Origin of the sequence: Allosphingosinicella sp. (genome assembly GCF_046295735.1) — a bacterium.
Classification (GTDB): Bacteria; Pseudomonadota; Alphaproteobacteria; order Sphingomonadales; family Sphingomonadaceae; genus Allosphingosinicella.
On record NZ_JBKBMQ010000010.1, the window covers coordinates 91,876 to 112,992 of the forward strand.

General features: G+C 71.0%; 23 protein-coding genes. 21 read left to right on the forward strand and 2 right to left on the reverse strand.

Annotation, left to right across the window (positions count from 1 at the left end):
* The first annotated feature begins 141 nt into the window (after positions 1 to 141).
* From ACK4K7_RS10925 to ACK4K7_RS10935, 3 genes are all read left to right on the forward strand, one after another.
* Positions 142 to 1,296, forward strand: a complete 1,155-nt coding sequence (locus ACK4K7_RS10925; RefSeq protein ID WP_431865954.1) for an isovaleryl-CoA dehydrogenase — start codon at positions 142 to 144, stop codon at positions 1,294 to 1,296.
* 160 nt (positions 1,297 to 1,456) lie between these two features.
* Complete coding sequence (locus ACK4K7_RS10930; RefSeq protein ID WP_431865955.1) at positions 1,457 to 1,717, forward strand: hypothetical protein; 261 nt, start codon at positions 1,457 to 1,459, stop codon at positions 1,715 to 1,717.
* On the forward strand, positions 1,714 to 3,309 hold the full coding sequence (locus ACK4K7_RS10935; RefSeq protein ID WP_431865957.1) for a carboxyl transferase domain-containing protein: 1,596 nt from the start codon (positions 1,714 to 1,716) through the stop codon (positions 3,307 to 3,309). Before ACK4K7_RS10930 ends, ACK4K7_RS10935 begins: the two co-directional genes overlap by 4 nt.
* A 20-nt stretch (positions 3,310 to 3,329) precedes the next feature.
* Here the strand turns inward: ACK4K7_RS10935 and ACK4K7_RS10940 are convergent, their stop codons facing one another.
* Positions 3,330 to 3,761 (reverse strand): endonuclease domain-containing protein, encoded by a 432-nt coding sequence (locus ACK4K7_RS10940; protein WP_431865959.1) that lies wholly within the window; start codon positions 3,759 to 3,761, stop codon positions 3,330 to 3,332.
* A gap of 289 nt (positions 3,762 to 4,050) precedes the next feature.
* Here ACK4K7_RS10940 and ACK4K7_RS10945 point away from each other — a divergent pair, with 289 nt between their 5' ends.
* The 18 genes from ACK4K7_RS10945 to gspN all read left to right on the forward strand — a co-directional run bounded on the left by ACK4K7_RS10945 (position 4,051) and on the right by gspN (position 20,112).
* The gene (locus tag ACK4K7_RS10945; RefSeq protein ID WP_431865960.1) at positions 4,051 to 5,943 is read left to right on the forward strand and encodes an acetyl/propionyl/methylcrotonyl-CoA carboxylase subunit alpha; all 1,893 of its coding nucleotides are present in this window, start codon (positions 4,051 to 4,053) and stop codon (positions 5,941 to 5,943) included.
* A gap of 145 nt (positions 5,944 to 6,088) precedes the next feature.
* Entirely contained in the window at positions 6,089 to 6,541 is a 453-nt protein-coding gene (locus ACK4K7_RS10950; protein ID WP_431865961.1) for a MaoC family dehydratase, read from the forward strand.
* Between the two features lie 17 nt (positions 6,542 to 6,558).
* Positions 6,559 to 7,401, forward strand: a complete 843-nt coding sequence (locus ACK4K7_RS10955) for an HpcH/HpaI aldolase/citrate lyase family protein (RefSeq protein WP_431865963.1) — start codon at positions 6,559 to 6,561, stop codon at positions 7,399 to 7,401.
* 133 nt (positions 7,402 to 7,534) lie between these two features.
* Positions 7,535 to 7,924, forward strand: a complete 390-nt coding sequence (locus ACK4K7_RS10960) for a hypothetical protein (protein WP_431865965.1) — start codon at positions 7,535 to 7,537, stop codon at positions 7,922 to 7,924.
* A 65-nt stretch (positions 7,925 to 7,989) separates the two neighbouring features.
* Positions 7,990 to 8,424, forward strand: coding sequence for a hypothetical protein (locus tag ACK4K7_RS10965; protein ID WP_431865967.1), 435 nt, complete (start codon positions 7,990 to 7,992; stop codon positions 8,422 to 8,424).
* Positions 8,411 to 9,181 (forward strand): prepilin peptidase, encoded by a 771-nt coding sequence (locus ACK4K7_RS10970; RefSeq protein ID WP_431865969.1) that lies wholly within the window; start codon positions 8,411 to 8,413, stop codon positions 9,179 to 9,181. The genes ACK4K7_RS10965 and ACK4K7_RS10970 overlap by 14 nt, the downstream gene beginning before the upstream one ends.
* Positions 9,182 to 9,474: 293 nt before the next feature.
* Positions 9,475 to 10,284 carry a type II secretion system protein N gene (locus ACK4K7_RS10975; RefSeq protein WP_431865971.1) on the forward strand — a complete coding sequence of 270 codons (810 nt, stop codon included), beginning with the start codon at positions 9,475 to 9,477 and terminating at the stop codon, positions 10,282 to 10,284.
* Positions 10,281 to 12,377, forward strand: coding sequence for a type II secretion system secretin GspD (gene gspD, locus ACK4K7_RS10980; protein WP_431865973.1), 2,097 nt, complete (start codon positions 10,281 to 10,283; stop codon positions 12,375 to 12,377). The genes ACK4K7_RS10975 and gspD overlap by 4 nt, the downstream gene beginning before the upstream one ends.
* Positions 12,374 to 13,891, forward strand: a complete 1,518-nt coding sequence (locus ACK4K7_RS10985) for a GspE/PulE family protein (RefSeq protein ID WP_431865974.1) — start codon at positions 12,374 to 12,376, stop codon at positions 13,889 to 13,891. Before gspD ends, ACK4K7_RS10985 begins: the two co-directional genes overlap by 4 nt.
* Positions 13,884 to 15,110: a type II secretion system inner membrane protein GspF gene (gspF, locus tag ACK4K7_RS10990; protein ID WP_431865976.1), complete on the forward strand. Its 1,227-nt coding sequence runs from the start codon at positions 13,884 to 13,886 to the stop codon at positions 15,108 to 15,110. Before ACK4K7_RS10985 ends, gspF begins: the two co-directional genes overlap by 8 nt.
* Before the next feature lies 1 nt (position 15,111).
* Positions 15,112 to 15,546 (forward strand): type II secretion system major pseudopilin GspG, encoded by a 435-nt coding sequence (gene gspG / locus ACK4K7_RS10995; protein WP_431865978.1) that lies wholly within the window; start codon positions 15,112 to 15,114, stop codon positions 15,544 to 15,546.
* Entirely contained in the window at positions 15,518 to 15,955 is a 438-nt protein-coding gene (locus tag ACK4K7_RS11000) for a GspH/FimT family pseudopilin (protein WP_431865980.1), read from the forward strand. The genes gspG and ACK4K7_RS11000 overlap by 29 nt, the downstream gene beginning before the upstream one ends.
* Positions 15,942 to 16,304 carry a type II secretion system minor pseudopilin GspI gene (gspI, locus tag ACK4K7_RS11005; protein ID WP_431865982.1) on the forward strand — a complete coding sequence of 121 codons (363 nt, stop codon included), beginning with the start codon at positions 15,942 to 15,944 and terminating at the stop codon, positions 16,302 to 16,304. The genes ACK4K7_RS11000 and gspI overlap by 14 nt, the downstream gene beginning before the upstream one ends.
* Positions 16,301 to 16,900 (forward strand): type II secretion system minor pseudopilin GspJ, encoded by a 600-nt coding sequence (gspJ, locus tag ACK4K7_RS11010; RefSeq protein ID WP_431865983.1) that lies wholly within the window; start codon positions 16,301 to 16,303, stop codon positions 16,898 to 16,900. The genes gspI and gspJ overlap by 4 nt, the downstream gene beginning before the upstream one ends.
* A complete protein-coding gene (gene gspK / locus ACK4K7_RS11015) occupies positions 16,900 to 17,886 on the forward strand; it encodes a type II secretion system minor pseudopilin GspK (protein ID WP_431866051.1) in 987 nt (328 codons plus the stop codon). Before gspJ ends, gspK begins: the two co-directional genes overlap by 1 nt.
* Positions 17,883 to 18,920 carry a type II secretion system protein GspL gene (gene gspL / locus ACK4K7_RS11020; protein WP_431865984.1) on the forward strand — a complete coding sequence of 346 codons (1,038 nt, stop codon included), beginning with the start codon at positions 17,883 to 17,885 and terminating at the stop codon, positions 18,918 to 18,920. Before gspK ends, gspL begins: the two co-directional genes overlap by 4 nt.
* Positions 18,917 to 19,396, forward strand: a complete 480-nt coding sequence (gene gspM, locus ACK4K7_RS11025; protein WP_431865985.1) for a type II secretion system protein GspM — start codon at positions 18,917 to 18,919, stop codon at positions 19,394 to 19,396. Before gspL ends, gspM begins: the two co-directional genes overlap by 4 nt.
* Positions 19,396 to 20,112, forward strand: coding sequence for a type II secretion system protein N (gspN, locus tag ACK4K7_RS11030; RefSeq protein ID WP_431865986.1), 717 nt, complete (start codon positions 19,396 to 19,398; stop codon positions 20,110 to 20,112). The genes gspM and gspN overlap by 1 nt, the downstream gene beginning before the upstream one ends.
* On the opposite strand, the gene ACK4K7_RS11035 is transcribed toward gspN, so the two are convergent.
* Positions 20,082 to 21,059, reverse strand: a complete 978-nt coding sequence (locus ACK4K7_RS11035; protein WP_431865988.1) for a bile acid:sodium symporter family protein — start codon at positions 21,057 to 21,059, stop codon at positions 20,082 to 20,084. The two genes, gspN and ACK4K7_RS11035, sit on opposite strands and share 31 nt — an antisense overlap.
* Positions 21,060 to 21,117 lie beyond the last annotated feature (58 nt).

The following is a 21,117-nucleotide window of genomic DNA, read 5'->3' on the forward strand; positions in this document are numbered from 1 at the left end:
GATCGCCCCTCCACCATGCTTCGCATGGTCCCCCTCCCCGAGCGAGCTCGGGGAGGAATTGAAGTGCCCTTAGCCCTCCACCCCGCCTTGTTCAAACCTTTCGCCCTCTGCTAGGGCGCTCGCCGAACAGGAGGAACTTGCATGTCCGACACGGGCCTCGACTTCGCGCTCGGCGAGATGGCCGACACGATCCGCGACACCACGCGGCGCTTCGCGGAGGACCGGATCGCTCCGCTCGCCGCCCGCATCGACGAGGAGGACTGGTTCCCCGTCGAGCTGTGGCCGCAGATGGGCGAGCTCGGCCTCCACGGCATCACCGTCGAGGAGGAGCATGGCGGGCTGGGCCTCGGCTATCTCGAACATGTCGTGGCGCAGGAGGAAGTGGCACGCGCCTCGGCCTCGATCGGCCTCAGCTACGGCGCCCATTCGAACCTGTGCGTCAACCAGATCCGCCGCTGGGCGAACGACGAGCAGAAGAAGAAATATCTCCCCAAGCTCATCTCGGGCGAGCATGTCGGCAGCCTCGCCATGTCGGAAGCCGGCGCGGGCTCCGACGTCGTGTCGATGAAGCTCAGGGCCGACAAGGTGCAGGGCGGCTATGTGCTGAACGGCACCAAATTCTGGATCACCAACGCGGCCTATGCCGACACCCTGGTCGTCTATGCGAAGACGGGCGAGGGATCGAAGGGCATCACCACCTTCCTCATCGAAAAGGACATGCCCGGCTTCTCCATCGGCCAGAAGATCCCGAAGATGGGGATGCGCGGCAGCCCGACGGCCGAGCTCGTCTTCAACGATTGCGAGGTGCCCGAGGAGAATGTGATGGGGCCGCTGAACGGCGGCGTCGGCGTGCTGATGAGCGGGCTCGATTACGAGCGCACCGTGCTCGCCGGCATCCAGCTCGGCATCATGCAGGCCTGCCTCGACGTCGTGCTGCCCTTCGTCCGCGAGCGCAAGCAGTTCGGCAAGCCGATCGGCGCCTTCCAGCTGATGCAGGCCAAGGTCGCGGACATGTATGTCGCGCTCAATTCCGCCCGGGCGTATGTTTATGCAGTGGCCAAGGCGTGCGACGCAGGGAAGACGACCCGTTTCGATGCGGCGGGCGCCATCCTTTATGCATCCGAGAACGCCTTCCGCGTGGCGGGCGAGGCGGTGCAGGCGCTGGGCGGCGCCGGCTATACCAAGGACTGGCCGGTCGAACGCTTCCTGCGCGACGCCAAATTGCTCGACATCGGCGCGGGCACCAATGAGATCCGCCGCATGCTGATCGGCCGCGAGCTGATCGGGGCGGCATGATGAGGCGCAACGCGTCATCCCGGCGCCACGCGTCATCCCGGCCCCACCCGTCATCCCGGCCCCACCCGTCATCCCGGCGAAAGCCGGGATCTCGTGGGGTGAAGAGCGCGGCGCCTTCGCGGCCTGAGATACCGGCTTTCCCCGGGATGAGGGGGGTAAGATGACCTTTCCCGAAATCCTCGAATGGTATGCCACCATCTCCGGCATCGTCGCCGCGCTGATGATCGCGGCCGACCTCAATCGCAAGGTGACCGGCTGGGGCTTCGTGCTGTTCTGCACGATGAACGGGGCGTGGATCTGGTTCGCCCTGATCGACGAGACGGGCGGGCTGATGACCCAGAACATCGTGCTCTTCTTCATCAACGTGCTCGGCATCTACCGCTACCTGATCCGCAGCAAGCCGGTGGAGGCGCCGCTGTGACCGTCCTCACCTCGAAGGTCGACGACGGATCGGACTCGTTCCGCCGCCATTCCGCGCACAATCGGGCGCTCGTCGCCGAGCTTCGCGACAAAGTGGCGCGGGCGGCGCTGGGCGGGCCGGAGAAGCATCGCGAGCGGCACGTGTCGCGCGGCAAGCTGCTGCCGCGCGACCGGGTGCGGCGCCTGCTCGATCCGGGCGCGCCCTTCCTCGAAATCGGCCAGCTCGCCGCCGGCGGCATGTATCGCGACGAAGCGCCCGGCGCGGGGATGATCGCCGGCGTGGGACGCGTGTCGGGCCGCGAGTGCATGATCGTCGCCAACGACCCGACGGTGAAGGGCGGTGCTTACTTCCCGATGACGGTGAAGAAGCATCTGCGCGCCCAGGAGATCGCCCGCGAGAACCGGCTGCCCTGCGTCTATCTGGTCGACAGCGGCGGCGCCAACCTGCCGCACCAGGCCGAGGTCTTCCCGGACAAGGAGCATTTCGGGCGCATCTTCTACAACCAGGCCAACATGTCGGCCGAGGGCATCGCCCAGATCGCCTGCGTGATGGGGAGCTGCACGGCCGGCGGCGCCTACGTCCCCGCGATGAGCGACGAGACGGTGATCGTCCGCAACCAGGGCACGATCTTCCTCGGCGGACCGCCCTTGGTGAAGGCCGCGACCGGCGAGGTGATCAGCGCCGAGGATCTGGGCGGGGGCGAGCTTCACGCCCGCCGCTCCGGCGTGGTCGACCATCTCGCGGAGAATGACGATCATGCGCTGGCGACGGTCCGCTCGATCGTCGCGCGGCTGAACGGGGTGAAGACGGTCGACCTCGACCTCGCCGATCCGGTCGAGCCGAAGCACGATCCGAGCGAGCTGTACGGTATCATCCCGGACGATGTGCGCACGCCCTATGACGTGCGCGAGGTGATCGCCCGCATCGTTGACGGATCGGAGCTGCACGAGTTCAAGCCGCTCTACGGCACCACCTTGGTGTGCGGTTTCGCGCGCATCTGGGGCATGCCGGTCGCGATCCTGGCGAACAACGGCATCCTCTTCTCGGAAAGCGCTCTCAAGGGCGCGCATTTCATCGAGCTCGCCTGCCAGCGACGCGTGCCCTTGCTGTTCCTTCAGAACATTTCCGGCTTCATGGTCGGCGGCAAATATGAAGCGGGCGGCATCGCCAAGGACGGCGCCAAGCTGGTGACGGCGGTGGCGACGGCGCAGGTGCCCAAGGTCACCGTGCTGATCGGCGGCAGCTTCGGCGCCGGCAATTACGGCATGAATGGCCGCGCCTACGGCCCGCGCTTCCTGTTCACCTGGCCGAACTCGCGGATCAGCGTGATGGGCGGCGAGCAGGCCGCATCGGTACTCGCCACCGTGCATAAGGATGCGGACAGCTGGACCCCCGAGGAAGCCGAAGCCTTCAAGGCCCCGATCCGCCAGCGCTATGAAGACGAGGGCAACCCCTATTACGCCACCGCCCGCCTGTGGGACGACGGCATCATCGATCCGGCGCAGACCCGCGACGTCCTCGGCCTCGCCTTCAGCGCCTGCCTCAACGCGCCCATCCCCGAGCGCGCGCGGTTCGGGATTTTCCGGATGTGATGGGGGAGCAGGGCACCTCTTCATTCCTCCCCGAGCTTGGCTCGGGGAGGGGGACCGCCCGGCGCAGCCGGGTGGTGGAGGGGCAGGCGCGCCGCCGCCGCCGCCATCACGCCACGCAGCACCGCGTCGAGATCTTGCAATATTTCCACGGCCGGTATGCGCAGCGTCTCGACCCCTGCCGAACGCAGCCAACGATCGCGTGCTTCGTCTCGAGCGGGACGGTCGCCCCAATCATGGGCTTGTCCATCCACCTCGATGGCGAGCCGCGCATCGCTGCAGAAGAAATCCAGGACGTAAGGTCCGGTCGGATGCTGCCGGCGGAAATTCAGTCCCTCCGGACTGCTGCGCAGCACCTGCCAAAGAAGCACTTCAGGCAAGGACAGGCTGCGGCGGAGACGGCGCGCCCGGCTGGTGGTGAGCTTTCTCGGCTTCGGCGCGACGTTCCTGAACATGGTGCTTGCCCCTCCACCATGCTTCGCATGGTCCCCCTCCCCGAGACAAGCTCGGGGAGGATTTGCGGAGCCTTCCAATGATCGCCCCTTCTCTCCCTCGCACCCAGGCGGAATCATCCGATGGGCCCCGGAAATCGCTTTCCTACAGTGGGTCAGTGGCTGCAGGATCGGCGGCTATGGCTCGGCGGTTCTCATCCAGGATGCTCACGGGACATGCCCGGAACTGCGTCTCCCGTCCGAATGCGCCATTCCCGGGGAACTTTGAGAACTTTCGCGGGGAAATGTCCGCATGATCGCCTCCCTCCTCATCGCCAATCGCGGCGAAATCGCCTGCCGGATCATCCGCACCGCGCGCAGGCTCGGTATCCGCACCGTTGCGGTCTATTCCGATGCCGATGCGCGGGCGATGCATGTGCGGGAGGCGGATGAGGCGGTGCATATCGGGCCTTCCGCGGCGCGGGACTCCTATCTGGTCGGCGAGAAGATCATCGCGGCCGCCCGCGCCAGCGGCGCCGAGGCGGTGCATCCGGGCTACGGCTTTCTCTCGGAAAATGCTGAGTTCGCCGAGGCGGTGCAGGCGGCGGGACTGGTGTGGGTGGGGCCGAACCCGGCCTCGATCCGCGCGATGGGCCTCAAGGACGCGGCCAAGAAGCTGATGCAGGAGGCCGGGGTGCCGGTCACGCCCGGTTATCTGGGCGAGGACCAGTCGCCGGAGCGGCTCCGGCGCGAGGCCGACGCGATCGGCTATCCGGTGCTGATCAAGGCGGTGGCCGGCGGCGGCGGCAAGGGCATGCGCAAGGTGAACCGCGCGGCCGAGTTCGAGGAGATGCTGCAAAGCTGCAAGCGCGAGGCGGCCGCCTCCTTCGGCGACGACCGGGTGCTGATCGAAAAATATATCGAGCGGCCGCGCCACATCGAGGTGCAGGTGTTCGGCGACGGCCACGGCGATGTCGTCCATCTGTTCGAGCGCGACTGCTCGCTTCAGCGGCGCCACCAGAAGGTGATCGAGGAAGCCCCCGCGCCGGGCATGGACGACGCGACCCGCGAGGCGGTCTGCGGGGCGGCGGTGAAGGCCGCGCGCGCCGTGGACTATGTCGGCGCCGGCACGATCGAATTCATTGCCGACGCCTCGGAAGGTCTTCGCGCCGACCGCATCTGGTTCATGGAGATGAACACGCGTCTCCAGGTCGAGCATCCGGTGACGGAGGAGATCACCGGCCAGGATCTGGTCGAATGGCAGCTGCGGGTCGCGAGCGGCGAGCGTTTGCCGCTGCGCCAGGAGGAGTTGGCGATCCGCGGCCATGCCGTGGAGGCGCGGCTCTATGCCGAGGATCCGGCGCACGAATTCCTGCCGTCGACCGGCCGGCTGGACCATTTCGTGCTCGGCCGCGGCGTCCGGGTCGACACCGGCGTCGAGGAGGGGGACCGGATCAGCCCCTGGTACGACCCGATGATCGCCAAGCTGATCGCGACCGGCGGATCGCGCGAGGAGGCGATCGACCGGCTGGTGGCGGTGCTGGAGGAAGTGGAGGTGTGGCCGGTCCGCACCAACGCCGCCTTCCTGGCGCGCGCGGCCGACGATCCCGACTTCCGCGCGGGCGAGGTCGACACCGCCTTCATTCCGGGCAAGATCGACGGGCTGGTGCCCGATCCCGCGCCGTCCGAGGCGGTGTGGAACCTCGCTGCGACCGCGCTGCTCCATTCCGATTTCGGCGCGGCGGCGGAAAGCGATCCCTGGTCGGCGCTGCAGGGCTTCCGCGCCAACGCTCCGGACGATCCCGACGTCAGCCTCGCTCATGGCGGGACGGTGCGGACGATCGCCGTCAGGCCCGGCGCGGCGCTCGAGGGGATCGCCACGGCCGAAGGGCAGAGCGTGCTCGCTTTCTCCCGCGGCCAGGCCTTCGCCTTCACGCTCCCGGGCGCCGGCGGCGCGGCGGGCGGCGCCGCCGCCAGCGACGGCGCCATCCTGTCGCCGATGCCGGGCCGCGTCATCGCGGTCGCGGTCGGGCAGGGGGAACGGGTCGTCAAGGGCCAGAAGCTGGTGACGATCGAGGCGATGAAGATGGAGCACAGCCTCGCCGCGCCGTTCGACGGCGTGGTGGCCGAGCTCGACGTGACGCAAGGCGCGCAGGTGAGCGAGGGCGATCTGCTGGCGCGGGTGGAGAAGGGGGAAGGGGAATGAGGCGAATGTTTCTCACTCCTCCCCGGGACGGGGAGGGGGACCAGCCGAAGGCTGGTGGAGGGGGCCCGCCGTTGTGCCGCCCCCAGCGCTGGGCCCCCTACACCGCACTTCGTGCGGTCCCCCTCCCCGTACCGGGGAGGAATTGATGCCCGGCCGCTTCTATGACGAATGGACGATCGGCGACCGGCTGGAGCACCAGCCGCACCGCACGGTGACGGAGACGGACAATCTCCTCATCTCCACCCTTACGCACAATCCGCAGCCGCTCCATCTCGACGCCGAATATGCCGGCGGCACCGAGTTCGGGCGGATCGTCGTCAACGGCACCTTCACCTTCGCCTTGCTGATCGGCCTGTCGGTGGGGGACACGACGCTCGGCACGCTCGTCGCCAATCTCGGCTACGACAAGGTGCGGATGCCCAAGCCCGTCTTCGTCGGCGACACGCTGCGCGCGGAGACGGAGGTGATCGGGCTCAAGGAGTCCCGCTCCCGCCCCGACGCGGGTATCGTCACCTTCGTCCATCGCATGTACAATCAACGCGGCGAACTGGTCTGCGAAACGGAGCGCACGGCGCTGATGCGGCGGAAGAAGGCGTGACGAGGGGGAGGGATTAAGTGAGACTTCGCTCGTTGCTGTTCGTGCCGGGCGACCGGCCGGACCGGATGGAGAAGGCGCTGGGGCTCGGCGCCGACGCGCTGATCCTCGACCTCGAGGACGCGGTCGCGGCGGAGCGCAAGGCGGAGGCGCGGCGCCAGGTGGCGGCGTTCGTCGCGGCGAACCCCGCGGCTCATCTCTGGGTGCGGATCAATCCGCTCGACGGATCCGATTGCGACCGCGATCTCGACGCGGTCCTGTCCGCCCGGCCCGACGGCATCGTGCTGCCCAAGGCGGAGGGCGGCGCCTCGGTCGCGGAACTGGTCAAGCGCCTTACGCAGCGCGGCAACGTCACCGCGCAGGTGCTTGCGATCGCGACGGAAACGCCTGCCGCCATCTTTCAGCTCGGCAGCTATGGCGGCGCCAAGCGGCTCGCCGGCCTGACGTGGGGCGCGGAGGATCTTCCGGCGGCGATCGGCGCCTCCACCAGCCGCGAGGGGGACGGGCGCTTCACCCCGCCTTACGAGCTCGCCCGCTCGCTCTGCCTGTTCGGCGCGGCGGCGGCGGGGGTGGCGCCGATCGAGACCGTCTATCCCGCCTTCCGCGACCTCGACGGGCTTGCCGATTATGCCGCCCGCGCGCGCCGCGACGGCTTCACCGGCATGATGGCGATCCATCCGGCGCAGGTGCCGGTGATCAACGCGGCCTTCACGCCCAGCGCGGAGGAGGTCTCCCACGCCGAGGCGGTGGTCGCGGCCTTCGCGGCCAATCCGGGCGCCGGGGCGCTGTCGCTCGACGGCCGGATGATCGACCGGCCCCATCTCGTCCAGGCCCGCCGCACCCTCGCCGCCGCCGGCCGCTGACGCCTCCTGATCGCCGGCAAGGCTCCCGTTCCGCACCGGAACGGGGCCCCTGACGCGCGCATATTGTCGGTCGAGTCGCAAAGGTGTAATCTCCGCGTCACAGAAATGTCACGGATGGATGTGGAGAACGATAATGAGGATGCCCGCAACCGCCGCCCTCCTGGCTTCCCTCGCGCTGTCGGCCTGCGCCACGGGTCGTCCAGCGCCGATGGTCGAGAATGGCTATGCGCCCGGCGCGCTGGCGCTCGCCGCGATCGAGCGCGAGGACTGGGCGACCGCCGAGCGGCTGCTGACCAGCGGCCGCGGCGCCCAAGCGGACGATCCCGCGCGGCTCATCAATCTCGGCCGGGTCTATATGGCGACCGGCCGGACCGGCGAGGCGCTGTCGACCTGGCGCCTGGCGCTCGCGTCGGACCGTCACGACGATGTGGAGACCCGCGACGGGCGGATCGTCAACACCGCCGATCTTGCCCGCGAAGCGCTCGCCCATCACGACCGGGCGGTCCGCAGCGCCACCCGCTGACGGCGCCGGGAGGCGTTGAACCGGCTCCCTTGCACGCCTAGAGCGGAGGCGAAGGGAGACTGTACATGATGCGCATCGGCGCCATCTGCGCCCTGGCGGCGCTCGCCGCGGGCTGCGGCCCGGCCGCGGAAACCAACGAAAGCGCCCCGGCCCTGGTCGGCACCGCGCGCGACGCGGCCGAGGCCGAGAAGATCGCGATGGAGCGGCGGCAGGCGACGCGCTTCGACTGGGAGGGCCGCTTCGCCGCCACCGCGGAGCTCTGCGAAGGCGGTGTCTGGAACATCCGCCGCGACGGCATCGCCACCGACGGCGAGACGTCCTGCGAGGTCCGGAACATCGACAGCGGCGCGGATCGCGTCGACCTCGATCTCGCCTGCACGGCGGAGGGCATGGCGAGCGAGGAGCGTTGGACCCTGACGCCGCGTGACGGCGGCGGCATGCGGGTCGTGCGCGCGCCCACCGGCGGGGCGATGGTCGCGGTCGATCTTGTACGCTGCTGAATCCCTCATTGCCGAAAGCCTGTGGCTGCGTGCGGCGGCCGGGCTGGTGCTGGGCGCGATCGCGGGGAGCTTCGCCGCCACCATCTTCGTGCGCTGGCCGGAGCGGCGCAGCGTCATGCGCGGCCGTTCGCGCTGCGACATGTGCCATGCACCGCTTGGCGCGCGCGATCTGGTGCCGATCGTCTCCTTCTTCGCGGCGCGCGGCATGTGCCGCCGCTGCGGCGCGGCGATCGATCCGCGGCACATCGTGGTGGAGCTGGCGGCGGCGGCGCTCGGCATGCTGGCGCTGGTCGCCCATGGCGGCTGGCTGGGCCTCGTCGGCGCGCTGCTCGGCTGGTGGCTGCTGCTGATCGCTCTGCTCGACCTCCAATATCAATGGCTGCCGGACCGGCTCACTTTGCCGCTGGTGCCGCTGGGCCTGGCCGCCGCCTGGGCGGGACTCGGACCGCCGCTTCTCGATGCGGCGATCGGCGCGGCGGCGGGCTACACCGTTTTGTGGCTGATCGCTTTTCTCTACCGCCGGCTGCGCGGACGCGAGGGGATGGGCGGCGGCGATCCGAAATTGTTCGCCGCCATCGGCGCTTTCCTCGGCTGGCAGCAGCTGCCGCTGGTGATGGTGGGGGCGGGTCTGCTCGGACTTTTCGCGCTGCTGCTGATGCGGGCCCGGGGCAAAGCGGTCTCGCGGCTGGACAGGCTTCCGCTCGGCACCTTGATGGCGATTGCCGCCTGGCCGGTCTGGCTCATCGCCCAAGGCTGATTTTCATTCAGGCTGCAGCCAGAAAAACCATGTAGAAGAGCATCTTGAGGGCGGCGTTTTTCCCTAGAGACGCCGCCCGACCCTTTTCCCGCCACGGCTTCCATCGCGAATCGAATCGGCTTGCGCCCGGGTGCGAAAGCTGTGAACCTCCCCCGTCCAGCGACTCTTCCGGGGGGAAGGGGCTTTTCGACGCGGTTTCAAGAAGATGGAGGGGCCCTGTCGCTCCACTGTCTTAAATCGGTCATCAGCCCGGAATAGGCGAACTGGGTGAGCGCCGGGGTGGGGATTCGCTGATGCCGTCAGCCATGGGACAAGGTGCGGGGCGCCTGCTGCGGCGGCTGCCGCGCACGACCGCCTTCTCGCTCGTCGAGCTGCTCCTGCTCACGCTCCTTGCTTATCAGTGCGCCAGGCTTCTCTGGGCGCTGGTGACTCCGATCGGCCCCGTCGGCGACTGGAAGGCGGCGAGCCGCATCGGCCCGCCCGCCACCGCCGCCCTCGGCGACTTCGACCCCTTCTTCCGGCTGAGCGGCGCGGCCGGGCCGGCGGTCGTCACCTCGCTCGACCTGAAGCTGTACGGCGTGCGCGAAGACCGCGCGTCCGGCCGCGGCTCCGCGATCATCGGCTCGGCCGACGGCGCGCAGTCCAGCTATGCGGTGGGCGATGAGATCATGCCCGGCGTGACGCTCGCCGCCGTCGGCTTCGATCATGTCACCATCTCCCGCGGGGGCGTGCTGGAGCAGATCTACCTCGATCAGTCGCCGGAAGCCGAAGTCGTCGCGACCGAGCCGGCTGCCGCCCCCGCGACCGATCTCGCCGCGCCGCCGGCGCAGGCCGAGGCCGCGCCCGCCCCCGGCGGCCGCCCGATCAACTTTCGCCCGCGCCAGAGCGGCGGCCGGGTGACCGGGATACTGGTCGCCCCCGGCGGCGACGGCAGCGCCTTTCGCGCCGCCGGCTTCCAGCCGGGCGACGTGATCGTGGCGGTGAACGGCCGCCGCATCGAATCGGCCGATCAGCTGCGGGCGCTCGGCGCGGGCGGCGAACTCAACATCCTTGTCGAACGGGCGGGCACCGCCGTCCCCTTGCGCGTGAGGCTCGATCCGTGAAGCGTTTCCATCTGCTCGCCGCCCTCGCTTTGTCCGCCGCCTTGCCGCTCCAGCCGGCCGGGGCGCAGCATGTGCTGAACCTGCGCGATGCCGACGTGCGCGCCTTCATCCAGGACGCGGCGCGGGTTACCGGCCGGACCATCATCATCGATCCGGCGGTGCAGGGCCGGGTGTCGGTGGTGACCGACCGCCCGGTGTCCCGCTCCGAATATTTCGAGCTGTTCCTGTCGACCCTGCGCGCGAACGGGCTGGTGGCGGTGCCGGTCGCGGGCGGCGCGCTGCGGGTGCAGCCCGTGGCGGGCGCGGCCCAGACGGCGCCGGCCGGCGGCGCGCGCGGCGCCAGTCCGCACAATTTCGTGACCGAGATCATCCGCGTCCGCAACGTCGAGCCCGCCTCGCTGGTGGAAAGCCTGCGCCCGCTGGTGAGCGCGTCGGGATCGATCACCGCCAGCCGCAATTCGATCGTCGTCGCCGACTTCGCCGACAATGTCGCCCGCATCCGCCAGCTCGTCGGGCGCATGGACCAGGACAGCTCGGCGACCCGCGTGCTGGCGCTGCGCAATGCCGGCGCGCGCGAGATCGCGGAGTCGCTGACGGCCCTCGTCGGCGAGGATCGCGTGTCGATCGTGGCGGTGGACAGTTCCAATTCGCTCGCCTTCCGCGGCGATTCGGCGACGGTCGCCCGGCTGATGGCGATCGCCGAGGAGCTGGACCAAAGGGCGGCAAGCGGGACCGAGATCCGCGTCATCTTCCTGCAGCATGCCGACGCCGAGCAGTTGCTTCCGGTGCTGCAGCAATTGCTCGGCCAGCCGGCCACCCCGGCGGGGCAGCGCACCGCGCTCGGCGCCCGCGGCGAGGCGCAGTCCGCCCGTCCGGCCGCGGCCCAGACCGCGCCGCCGCCGCCGCCCGCCGCCGCCGGCGGGACGGGCGGCGCGATCGGCGCGTTCGGCGCCCGCAGCGCGGTCGTCACCCGGTTCGAGGGCGCCAACGCCATCATCATCGCCGCCCCGCAGGACGTGCAGCGCATGCTCGGCGAAGTGGTGCGCCAGCTCGACACGCGGCGCGAGCAGGTGCTGGTCGAAGCGATCATCGTCGAGATTTCCGACAGCGCCGCCCGCCAGCTCGGCGTTCAGCTGCTGCTCGCCGGCCTCGAGGGAAGCAACATCCCCTTCGCCGTCACCAATTATTCCAACGCCGCTCCGAACATCACCACCGTCGCCGCGGCGGTGGCGGCCGAGCGGCTGCGGCGCAACGGCAGCGAGTCGCCGATCCTCGACACCATCCAGGAGGCCGCGCTGGCGCAGATCAGCGGGGCGACGGGGGGGATCGGCGGGGTGGCGCTGCGCAGCGGCAACGCGATCTTCGGCGCGATCATCAACGCGGTCCAGTCCGACACGGAATCGAACGTGCTGTCGACGCCCTCGATCATGACGCTCGACAATCAGGAAGCCCGCATCCTCGTCGGCCAGGAAGTGCCGGTGACCACCGGCGAGGCGCTGTCGCCCAATTTCGACAACGCCTTCCGAACCGTCCAGCGGCAGAATGTCGGCATCTCGCTCGAGGTGCGGCCGCAGATCAACGCCGGCGGCGCGATCAAGCTCGACCTGCGCCAGGAAGTGAGCTCGATCGCCGGGCCGGTGTCGCGCAACCAGGCCGATCTCATCCTCAACAAGCGCGAAATCCAGACCACCATCACCGTCGACGACGGCGAGATCGTCGGGATCGGCGGCCTGCTCGACGACAATGAACGGCGGACGCTGGAGCGGGTGCCGGTGCTCGGCGACATTCCGGTGGTCGGCAACCTGTTCCGCTCGCGCGGGCGGGCGCGGGCGAAGACCAACCTGATGGTGTTCATCCGGCCCACCATCCTGCGCACGACCGAGGATGCCCGGCGGCTGAGCGGCCAGCGCTGGGACTATGCGCGCGGCCGCCAGGCGCTGCAGAACCCCAACCGCGAGCCGAGCATGGACGAGCTGTTGCGCGAGTATATGCTGGCGCTCCCGCCGTCCGCGCTCACCGCGCCCACCCTGATCGGGCCGGGCGACGAAGTGGTGACCCCGGTCCCGCTTCCCGAAAGCCAGGTGCCGCAATGAGGATCGCGCGCGGCGGCGAGGATGCGGCGGCGGAGCCGCTTTCGGCCCCACCGGCGCCGCGCATCCCCTATGCCTTCGCCAAGCGGTTCGGCGCCGCGGTCGTCGGGGAGGAGGACGGCGCGCTGGCGGTGGCGCTGCGCGAGGGCGGAGACCCCCGGCGCCTGATCGAGGTGCGCCGCTTCCTCGGCCGCCCGTTCGCGATCTCGTTCGCGGCGCCTGAACAGTTCGACCGGATCCTGTCCGACCGCTATGCCGCCGACGGCCAGGCCGCCGCGGAATCGCTCGGCGTGGGCGACGATCTGCGCTCGCTCGCCTCAGACCTGCCGACCGCCGACGACCTGCTCGACAGCGCCGACGACGCGCCGGCCATCCGCCTCATCAACGGCATCATCGCCGATGCCGCGCGCCAGGGCGTCTCCGATATCCATATCGAACCCTATGAGACCGGGCTGGTCGTTCGCATGCGGATCGATGGCGTGCTGCGCGAGACCTTGCGCATGCCGCCCCACGTGGCGCCGGTGGTGGTGAGCCGGATCAAGGTGATGGCGCGTCTCGACATCGCCGAGCGGCGGGTGCCGCAGGACGGGCGGATCGGCCTCACGCTCGGCGGCAAGCTGCTCGACGTGCGCGTGTCGACGCTGCCGAGCCGGGCCGGCGAGCGGGTGGTGCTGCGCATCCTCGACAAGGAGAATGCCGGGATCGGGCTCGACCAGCTCGGCATGCCGGAGGCGGTGAACCGGCTCTACCGCGAGGCGCTTGGGGAGCCGAACGGGATCGTGCTCGTCACCGGCCCGACCGGTTCGGGCAAGACGACCAGCCTCTATGCCGGCCTTCGCCTGCTCAACGACGGCAGCCGCAACCTGCTGACGGTGGAGGACCCGGTCGAATATGCGATCGAGGGCGTGGGGCAGACGCAGGTCAACGCCAAGGTGGGGCTGAGCTTCGCGGCCGGGCTTCGCGCGATCCTGAGGCAGGATCCGGACGTGGTGATGGTGGGCGAAATCCGCGACCGCGAGACGGCGGACGTCGCCGTCCAGGCCGCGCTCACCGGCCATCTGGTGCTTTCGACCGTCCACACCAACGACGCCGTCGGGGCGATCACGCGGCTGCGCGACATGAAGGTGGAGCCGTTCCTGCTCGCCTCCACCATCCGCGCGGTGATCGCGCAGCGGCTGGTGCGCCGGCTCTGCCCCGCCTGCAAGGCGCCGGTCGAAGCGGGGCCGGAACTCGGCGCGCTCGGCATCGCGCCCGGCACCCTCCTGTTCGAATCGCGCGGCTGCGGCGAGTGCGCGCAGTCCGGCTTCAAGGGCCGGATCGGCGTCTTCGAGGCGGTGCGGGTGGACGATACGATCCGCCGCCTCGTGAACCACGGGGCCGACGAGACGGAGATCGCCGCCCACGCCTTCCGCGACGCGCCGAACCTCGCCGCCGCGGCGCGCGACCTGGTGCTGGCCGGCGTCACCACCGCCGGCGAGGCGGTGCGGATCACCCGCCGCGAGGACGGCAATGTCTGAGTACGACTATCTCGCGCTCGACCCGGCCGGGCGAGAGCGGCGCGGATCGGTGCGCGCGCCCAGCATCGAGGAAGCGCGCGCGCGGCTCGGGGCGCGCCGGCTGTTCGTCGTGCGGATCGAAAGCGGCGGCGGCCCCGGCGGAGCCGCGCCACTCGCCTCCCGCCGTGCCCTGTTCACGCCGCGGCTCGGCGCCAAGCAGCTCACGCTCTTCACCCGCCAGCTGGCGACGCTGACGCAGGTGAGTCCGCTCGAGGAAGCGTTGCGCACCATTGCCCGGCAGGACGAGCGCGAGGCAGTGCGCCGGATCCTCGGCACCGTCCACGCCGCGGTGCTGGAAGGGCGCCGCCTGTCCGACGCGATGGCGCGGGAGCCGGCGAGCTTCCCGCCGCTCTATCGCGCGATGGTCGCGGCCGGCGAGGCATCGGGCACGCTGCCGCAGATCCTGGAACGGCTCTCCGCTTTGCTCGAACGCCAGGCGGAGGTGAGGGGCAAGGTGCTGTCCGCGCTTGCCTATCCGATCGTGCTCGCCTTCGTCGCCTTGTTCGTCGTCATCGCGCTGATGATGTTCGTGGTGCCGAAAGTGGTGGAGCAGTTCGACACGATCGGCCAGCAGCTGCCGCTCCTCACCCGCCTCGTCATCGGCCTGTCCGGCTTCTTGACGAGCTGGTGGTGGGCGCTCGCCCTCGCGCTCGGTGCGGCGGTCCTGGTCGGGGTGCAGGCGCTGAGGGACGAGGCGCTGCGGCTGAAGTTCGATACGGCCTGGCTGCGGCTGCCGCTGATCGGCCGGCTGACCCGCGACCTCCACGCGGCGCGGATGGCGCGGACCTTGTCGACGATGGTCGCTGGGCGGCTGCCTTTGCTCGAAGGGCTGAAGCTGACCACCCAGACGGTGCACAACCGCGCCCTTCGCGCCGCTTCGGCGGACATCGCGGAGGCGGTGCGGACCGGCGGCAGCCTGTCGGCGGCGCTGCGCAAGGCGGGCATCTTCCCGCCGCTCCTCGTTTACCTCGCCACCAGCGGCGAGGCGTCGGGCAAGCTCGACGTGATGCTGGAGCGGGCGGCCGACTATCTGGAACGCGAATTCGACGGCTTCACATCGACCGCTCTGTCGCTGCTGGAGCCGCTCATCATCATCGTCATGGGCGCCGTCGTCGCGCTGATCGTGCTGTCGATCCTGCTGCCGATCCTGCAGCTCGACACTCTTGCCGGAGGAATGTGAGATGAAGACCCTTCGCCGAGCCCTGCGCCTTCGCCACGCGCGCGCCGCGCGCCGCTGGGAGGCGGGCTTCACCCTGGTCGAGCTAATGGTGGTGATCGTGATCATCGGCCTGCTCGCGACCGTGGTGGTGATCAACGTCATGCCCGCATCCGACCGCGCGGCGGCGACCAAGGCGCAGGCGGACATCGCCACGCTCGAACAGGGCGTCGACATGTACCGGCTCGGCAACATGCGCTATCCGACCAGCGCCGAAGGGCTGCAGGCCCTGGTCGACGGCGGCTACGTCCGGCGGCTGCCGGACGATCCGTGGGGCAATCCCTATCGCTATGCGGCGCCCGGGCGCGACGGCGCCGCTTATGAGATCTATTCCTATGGCGCCGACGGCCGCGAAGGCGGCGAGGGCGAGAATGCCGACATCGGTACCTGGAACCGCTGAGCGCGGCTTCACGCTGGTGGAGCTGATGGTGGTGCTCGCCATCTTCGGCTTCGTCTCGGCCGCCGTGGTGCTCACCATGCCTGATCTGCGCGGCAGCGTGACGGCGGAGGCCGAGCGCCTCGCCGCACGCACCAAGGCGGCGCAGGACCAGGCGGTGATCGATGGCCGGGCGACGGCGCTGCGGTTCGACCGGACCGGCTACGTCTTCGAGCGCCGGTCGGGCGGCGAATGGGCGCCGTTCGGCGAGGGCCGGGCGTGGGAGACGGGCACCGAGGTGGCGCCGGCGGAGGGCAGGGTGCTGTTCGATTCCGCCGGGTTCGCGGAGCCGATGCGCCTCACGCTGTCCCGCGGCCGGGACCGGGCGGCGGTGGAGATCGGCCAGGACGGGCGGCCCCATGTCCGGCGATAGGGGTTTCACCCTGGTCGAGATGCTGGTGGCGCTCGCCGTCTTCAGCCTGGCGGCGCTTGCCCTGCTGCGCCTCGGGGGCGCCACGGCGGGCAATGCGGCGCGGATCGAGGAACAGGCCTTCGCGCAGATCGTCGCCCGCAACATCGCGGTCGAGACGCTGACCGACCCGGCGCCGCCCGCGTTCGGACGGGAGAACGGAGAGGTCGTCAATGCCGGCCGCCGCTGGCGCTGGAGCCGGGAGGTCGGCCGCTCCCCCGAATCGCGGATCCAGCAGGTCGAGATCGCGGTTGCCGGGGTCGACACGCCCGGTACGGCGCGGCTCACCCTGTTCCGGAGGGCCGAGCCATGAGCGGCGACCGCGAATCCGGCTTCACCCTGGTCGAGATGCTGATCGCCTTGATGATCTTCGGCATGCTGGCGGGTTCCAGCGTCGTGCTGCTCGGCTTTGCGATGCGGGCGCAGGAGACGGCCGATACGCGCCTCGACGGGGCGGCGGCGCTGCGGCGGCTCGGCGCCCTGATGGGCGCGGATCTCGCCCAGGCGGCGCCGCGGATCAACCGCGCGGAAAGCGGCGAGATGCGGCCGGCCTTCATCGGCACGCGTGGCGAGGCGGGGCAGCCGCTGCTCGCCTTCGTCCGGCGCGGATGGGATCATGGGGGGGCGGACGAGCGGCCGGCGATCCAGAAGGTGGAATATCGGCTGACCGCCGGCCGGCTGGAGCGCGTCGCCTGGCCGATGGTGGACGGCGCGGCGCCGATGGAGCCCGTCGCTCTGGTGGACGGCGTGCGCGGGCTGCGGCTGCGCTTCCGCGACGAGGCCGGCAACTGGCACGTCGCCTGGAACCCGGAGGATCCCACCCTGCTGCCCCGCGCCGTGGAGCTTGCGCTCGACCTGGGGCAGGGGCATGTCGTGCGCCAGCTGTTCCTCGCCGGGAGCGACCTGTGATGCGGGTGCCGGAGAAGGAGCGCGGGGCGGCCCTGCTGGCGGTGCTGCTGCTGGTCGCCGTTACCGGGGCGCTGGCCGCGGCCGGGATGGAGAAGCTGCGGCTGTCGACGGCGCTCGCGGTGAACGGGGCGGCGCTCGATCAGGCGCGGGCCTATGCGCTCGGCATCGAACAGCTCGCCGTGCTGGCGATCGGCGACGCGCAGGCGGCGAGCCCGGACAAGACGACGCCCGCCGGCGGGTGGATGGACGCGCCGCGCCGCTACCCCTTTCCGGACGGTTCGGTCGCAACCGCCCGCATCCGCGACGGCGGCAACTGCTTTAATCTCAACAGCGTCGCCATGGGCGACGACCCGGCGGAGCTCAGCGCCCGACCCGCGGGCATCGCCCAATTCGCGGAGCTGCTGCGGCTGATCGAAGTTCCCGAGCGGGAGGCGGAGCGGATCGCCGAGAGCGCGGGCGACTGGGTCGACGCCGACGACCGGCCGAACCGGCTCGGTGCCGAGGACGGAGTCTATGGCGCCCGCGCGCGGCCCTATCGCGCCGCCAACACCCTGTTCGCGGACGTCAGCGAGCTGCGCGCCGTCGCCGGCGTCACGCCCGAAATTTTCGCGAGGGCGCGGCCGTTCCTCTGCGCCTTGCCGGTCGCCGAGCTGTCGCCGATCAACGTCAACACGCTGACGCCGGATCAGGCGCCCTTGCTCGCCATGCTGGCGCCGCGGCGGCTGGGGGTGGACGGCGCGCGGCGGATCATCGCGGCACGGCCGCAGGCGGGCTGGGACGATGTGGGCGCTTTCTGGCGTGTCGGCGGGCGCATGGCCGCCGACCTGCCGTCCGACATATTGGGGCAGGTGAAGGTCGCGACCTCCTGGTTCGCGCTGGAGACGAGAGTGGAGACGGAAGGGGCGGAACTGGTGCAGACGGCGCTGATCGACGCGCGTTACCGCCCCGCGCGGGTGGCGGCGCGGCGCTGGGGAGCGGCGGAATGAGCGTCCTGCTCCTGTTCGCGGGCCGCGCGGGCGGCATCGAAGGCTGGTACCTGGCCGAAGAAAGCGGGGTGACCGGCCGGGGCACCGGCGCGGAACCGCCGCCGCGCGCGGACCGCACGGTGCTGGTCGTCCCCGGCGAGGATGTGGCGCTGCACTGGCTGGAGCTTCCGTCCGGCCTCACCCGCCCGCAGGCCGCGGCGGCGGCGCGGCTGATGGCGGGCGAACTCAGCGCGGAGCCGATCGGCGAGATGCACGTTGCGGTCGGGCGCGAGCCGGAGGAGGGCGCGCGCCGCTGCACGGCGCTGGTGCCGAACGCGCGCATGGCGGCCTGGGTGGCGCTGGCGCCCGAAGCGGACGCGGTCGTCCCCGAGACGCTGCTCCTTCCCGCGCCGGAGACCGGGTTCGTCCGCTATGACGGCGGCCCGGTGCCGGTCTTCCGCGGCCCGGACGAGGCGTTCGCGATGGAGCCGGAACTGGCGGCGCATCTCGTCGGAGCGGCCGAGGTGCGGACGCTGGAGCAGAAGGACTTCGAAGCGGGTCTGGCGGCGGCGGCGCTTCGCCCCGACCTCGACCTGCGCCAAGGCGCGTTCGCGCGGAAGCGGCAATGGGGGCTCGACTGGCCGCGGATGCGGCGGGCGGCGCTGCTGGCGCTGGCGCTGGTCGGCGTCACCCTCGCCATCCAGATCGTCACCATCCTCCGCTACACCTACGACGCCGACCGGCTGGAGGCGGAGGCGAGGACGATCGCGGGCGGGGAGGATCTCGGCAACCGGATGGACGCCCTGGGCGGCGGCGGGGGCTATGGCGCGGCGGCGTCCGCGCTGTTCGCGGCGGTGCGGCAGACCGGCAATCTGGAACTCGGCGCGATGACCTACGATGCCGGCGTTCTGCGCGCGACGCTCCTCGCCGACCAGCCGGCGACGATCGCCGCCGCCGGGGAGCGGGTGGAGGCGCAGGGGCTTGCCGCGGATATCGGGCCGCTGCGCACGGTCGAGGGACGCAGCAGCGCCGAAATCTTGGTGAGGACGCGATGAACGAGGCTTTCCTGCGCTGGTGGCAGCAGCGCTCGACGCGCGAGCGGCGCCTGCTGGTCGGCATGGTTGTGCTCGCGGTGCTCGTCCTGCTGTGGCTGCTGGCGGTGCGGCCGCTGGGGCAGGGCCTCGCCGAGGCGCGCCAGCGCCATGCAGTCGCCGTGCTGCGCCTCGCGGAGACCCGCGCCGCCGCCGAGGCGCTGCGGCAGATGGAGACGGCCGCGCCGGCGCCGCTCGGCGAGCCGGTGGAGGGGCTGCTCAGCCGCTCGGCCGCCGAAGCGGGGCTGCCGATCGCGAGCCTCACCGCCGACGGCCCCGCCGCGGCGCGCATCGCCATTCCGGCCGCCCGTCCGCAGGCGGTGTTCGCCTGGGTGGCGGACATGGAGGCGCGGGGCCTCTCCGTCGAGCGGCTCAGTGCCACGCCCAACGAGGACCGCACGCTCGCCGTCGAAGCGACGTTCCGGGCGCGGGGCGGCTGATGCGGGTCCGGCTTCCGGTGGGGCGTACGCTCTTCTTCCTCGGCGCCTTCGCGCTGGCGCTGCTCGTCTCGCTGCCGCTCCGGCTGGCGCTCGACTGGCTGAACCTCGGCGACCGCGGCCTCGCCGCGCGCGAGGCGCGGGGAAGCGTCTGGTCAGGGCGCCTGGCCGAGGCGCAATATGGCCATGTGCCGCTCGGCGACGTCGATGCCGGCCTGTCGCCGCTGCCGCTCGTCATCGGCCGGGCGCGGGTGGAACTGGAGCGGGGCGGGCGGGAGCAGGGCTTCCGCGGCGCGGCCACGGTCGCGTCGGGCGGCTTCAGCCTCGACGACCTGCGCGGGCGGATCGCGATGGGAGCGGCGCTGGCGCCGCTGCCGGTCGCCGCGCTCGACCTGCGCGACGTGACCGCCCGTTTCGCCGACGGCCTGTGCGCCGCGGCGACCGGCGCGGTGGAGGCGACGCTGACCGGCGACGCGGCGGCGCTGATGCTCCCCGCGACCCTCACGGGCACGGCGCGCTGCGCGGAAGGCGCGCTGCTGCTCCCGCTCGCCAGCCAGTCGGGCATGGAACAGCTCAGCCTTCGCATCTGGGGCGACGGCCGCTTCCGCGCCGATTTGATGGCGCGGCCGTCCGATCCCGCGCTGTCGGCGGGGCTGGAGGCGGCGGGCTTCCGCCCGATGGGCGGCGGCTATGCGGCGCGGGCCGAAGGTTCGTTCTGAGCCGCCATCCGGCCGGCGATCCAGGCGCAGACGATCAGCTGGACGGTGTGGAAGACCATCACCGGAAGGATGACCAGCCCCGCCGCCGGCCCGGGGAAGAGGATGCGCGCCATCGGCACGCCGCTCGCCAGCGACTTCACCGAACCGCAGAAGAGGATCGCCGCCCGGCTCTCCCGCGAAAAGCCGCCGAGCCGCCCGATCGCCACCGTTCCGCCGATCACGAGAGCGAGGATGAGGAGGCACAGGCCGATCACCAGCGCGATCTGCCCCGGCGGGATGCGTGTCCAGATGCCTTCCACCATCGCCGCCGAAAAGGCGCCGTAGACGGCGAGCAGGATCGTGCCCTTGTCCACCAGAGTGGTGAGGCCCGGCCGGTCCTTGATCAGCGGGAAGATGAAGCCGCGCAGGGAATGGCCGAGCAGGAAGGGAAGGAAGAGGAGGGGCACGATCTTGCCGACCCCGCCGAGCGAGACCTGGGCGCCGCCCGCCTGCAGCATCAGGGCGATGAGGGCGGGGGTGAGGAACACGCCGAGCAGGTTCGATCCGGCCGCCGCCGCGACGGCGCACGCGACGTTGCCGCGCGCCATCGAGGTGAAGGCGATCGAGCTCTGCACCGTCGAGGGGAGCGCGCACAGGAAGAGGATGCCCGTCCACAGCTCCGGCGCGAGCAGGCCCGGAAAGGCGGCGGATAAAGCGAGGCCGATCAGCGGGAAGAGGGCATAGGTCGCCGCGAGGATCGCGACGTGCAGCCGCCAGTCCGCGATCCCCTTCACCATCGCCTCGCGCGGGAGCCGGACGCCGTGGAGGAAGAAGAGGGTGAAGATCGCGGTGAGCGTCAGCGCGTCGACGGCCGCCGCCGCCGCGCCGGAGACGGGCAGCAGGCTCGCGAGCGCGAGCGTGCCGAGCATCCAGAAGATGAAGCGATCGGGGAACAAGCGGGCGAGCACGCCCGCCGCTGTGGCGGGTGAGGCGGCGGCGGGCAAGCCCCGAGCCGCCGCCTGCCCC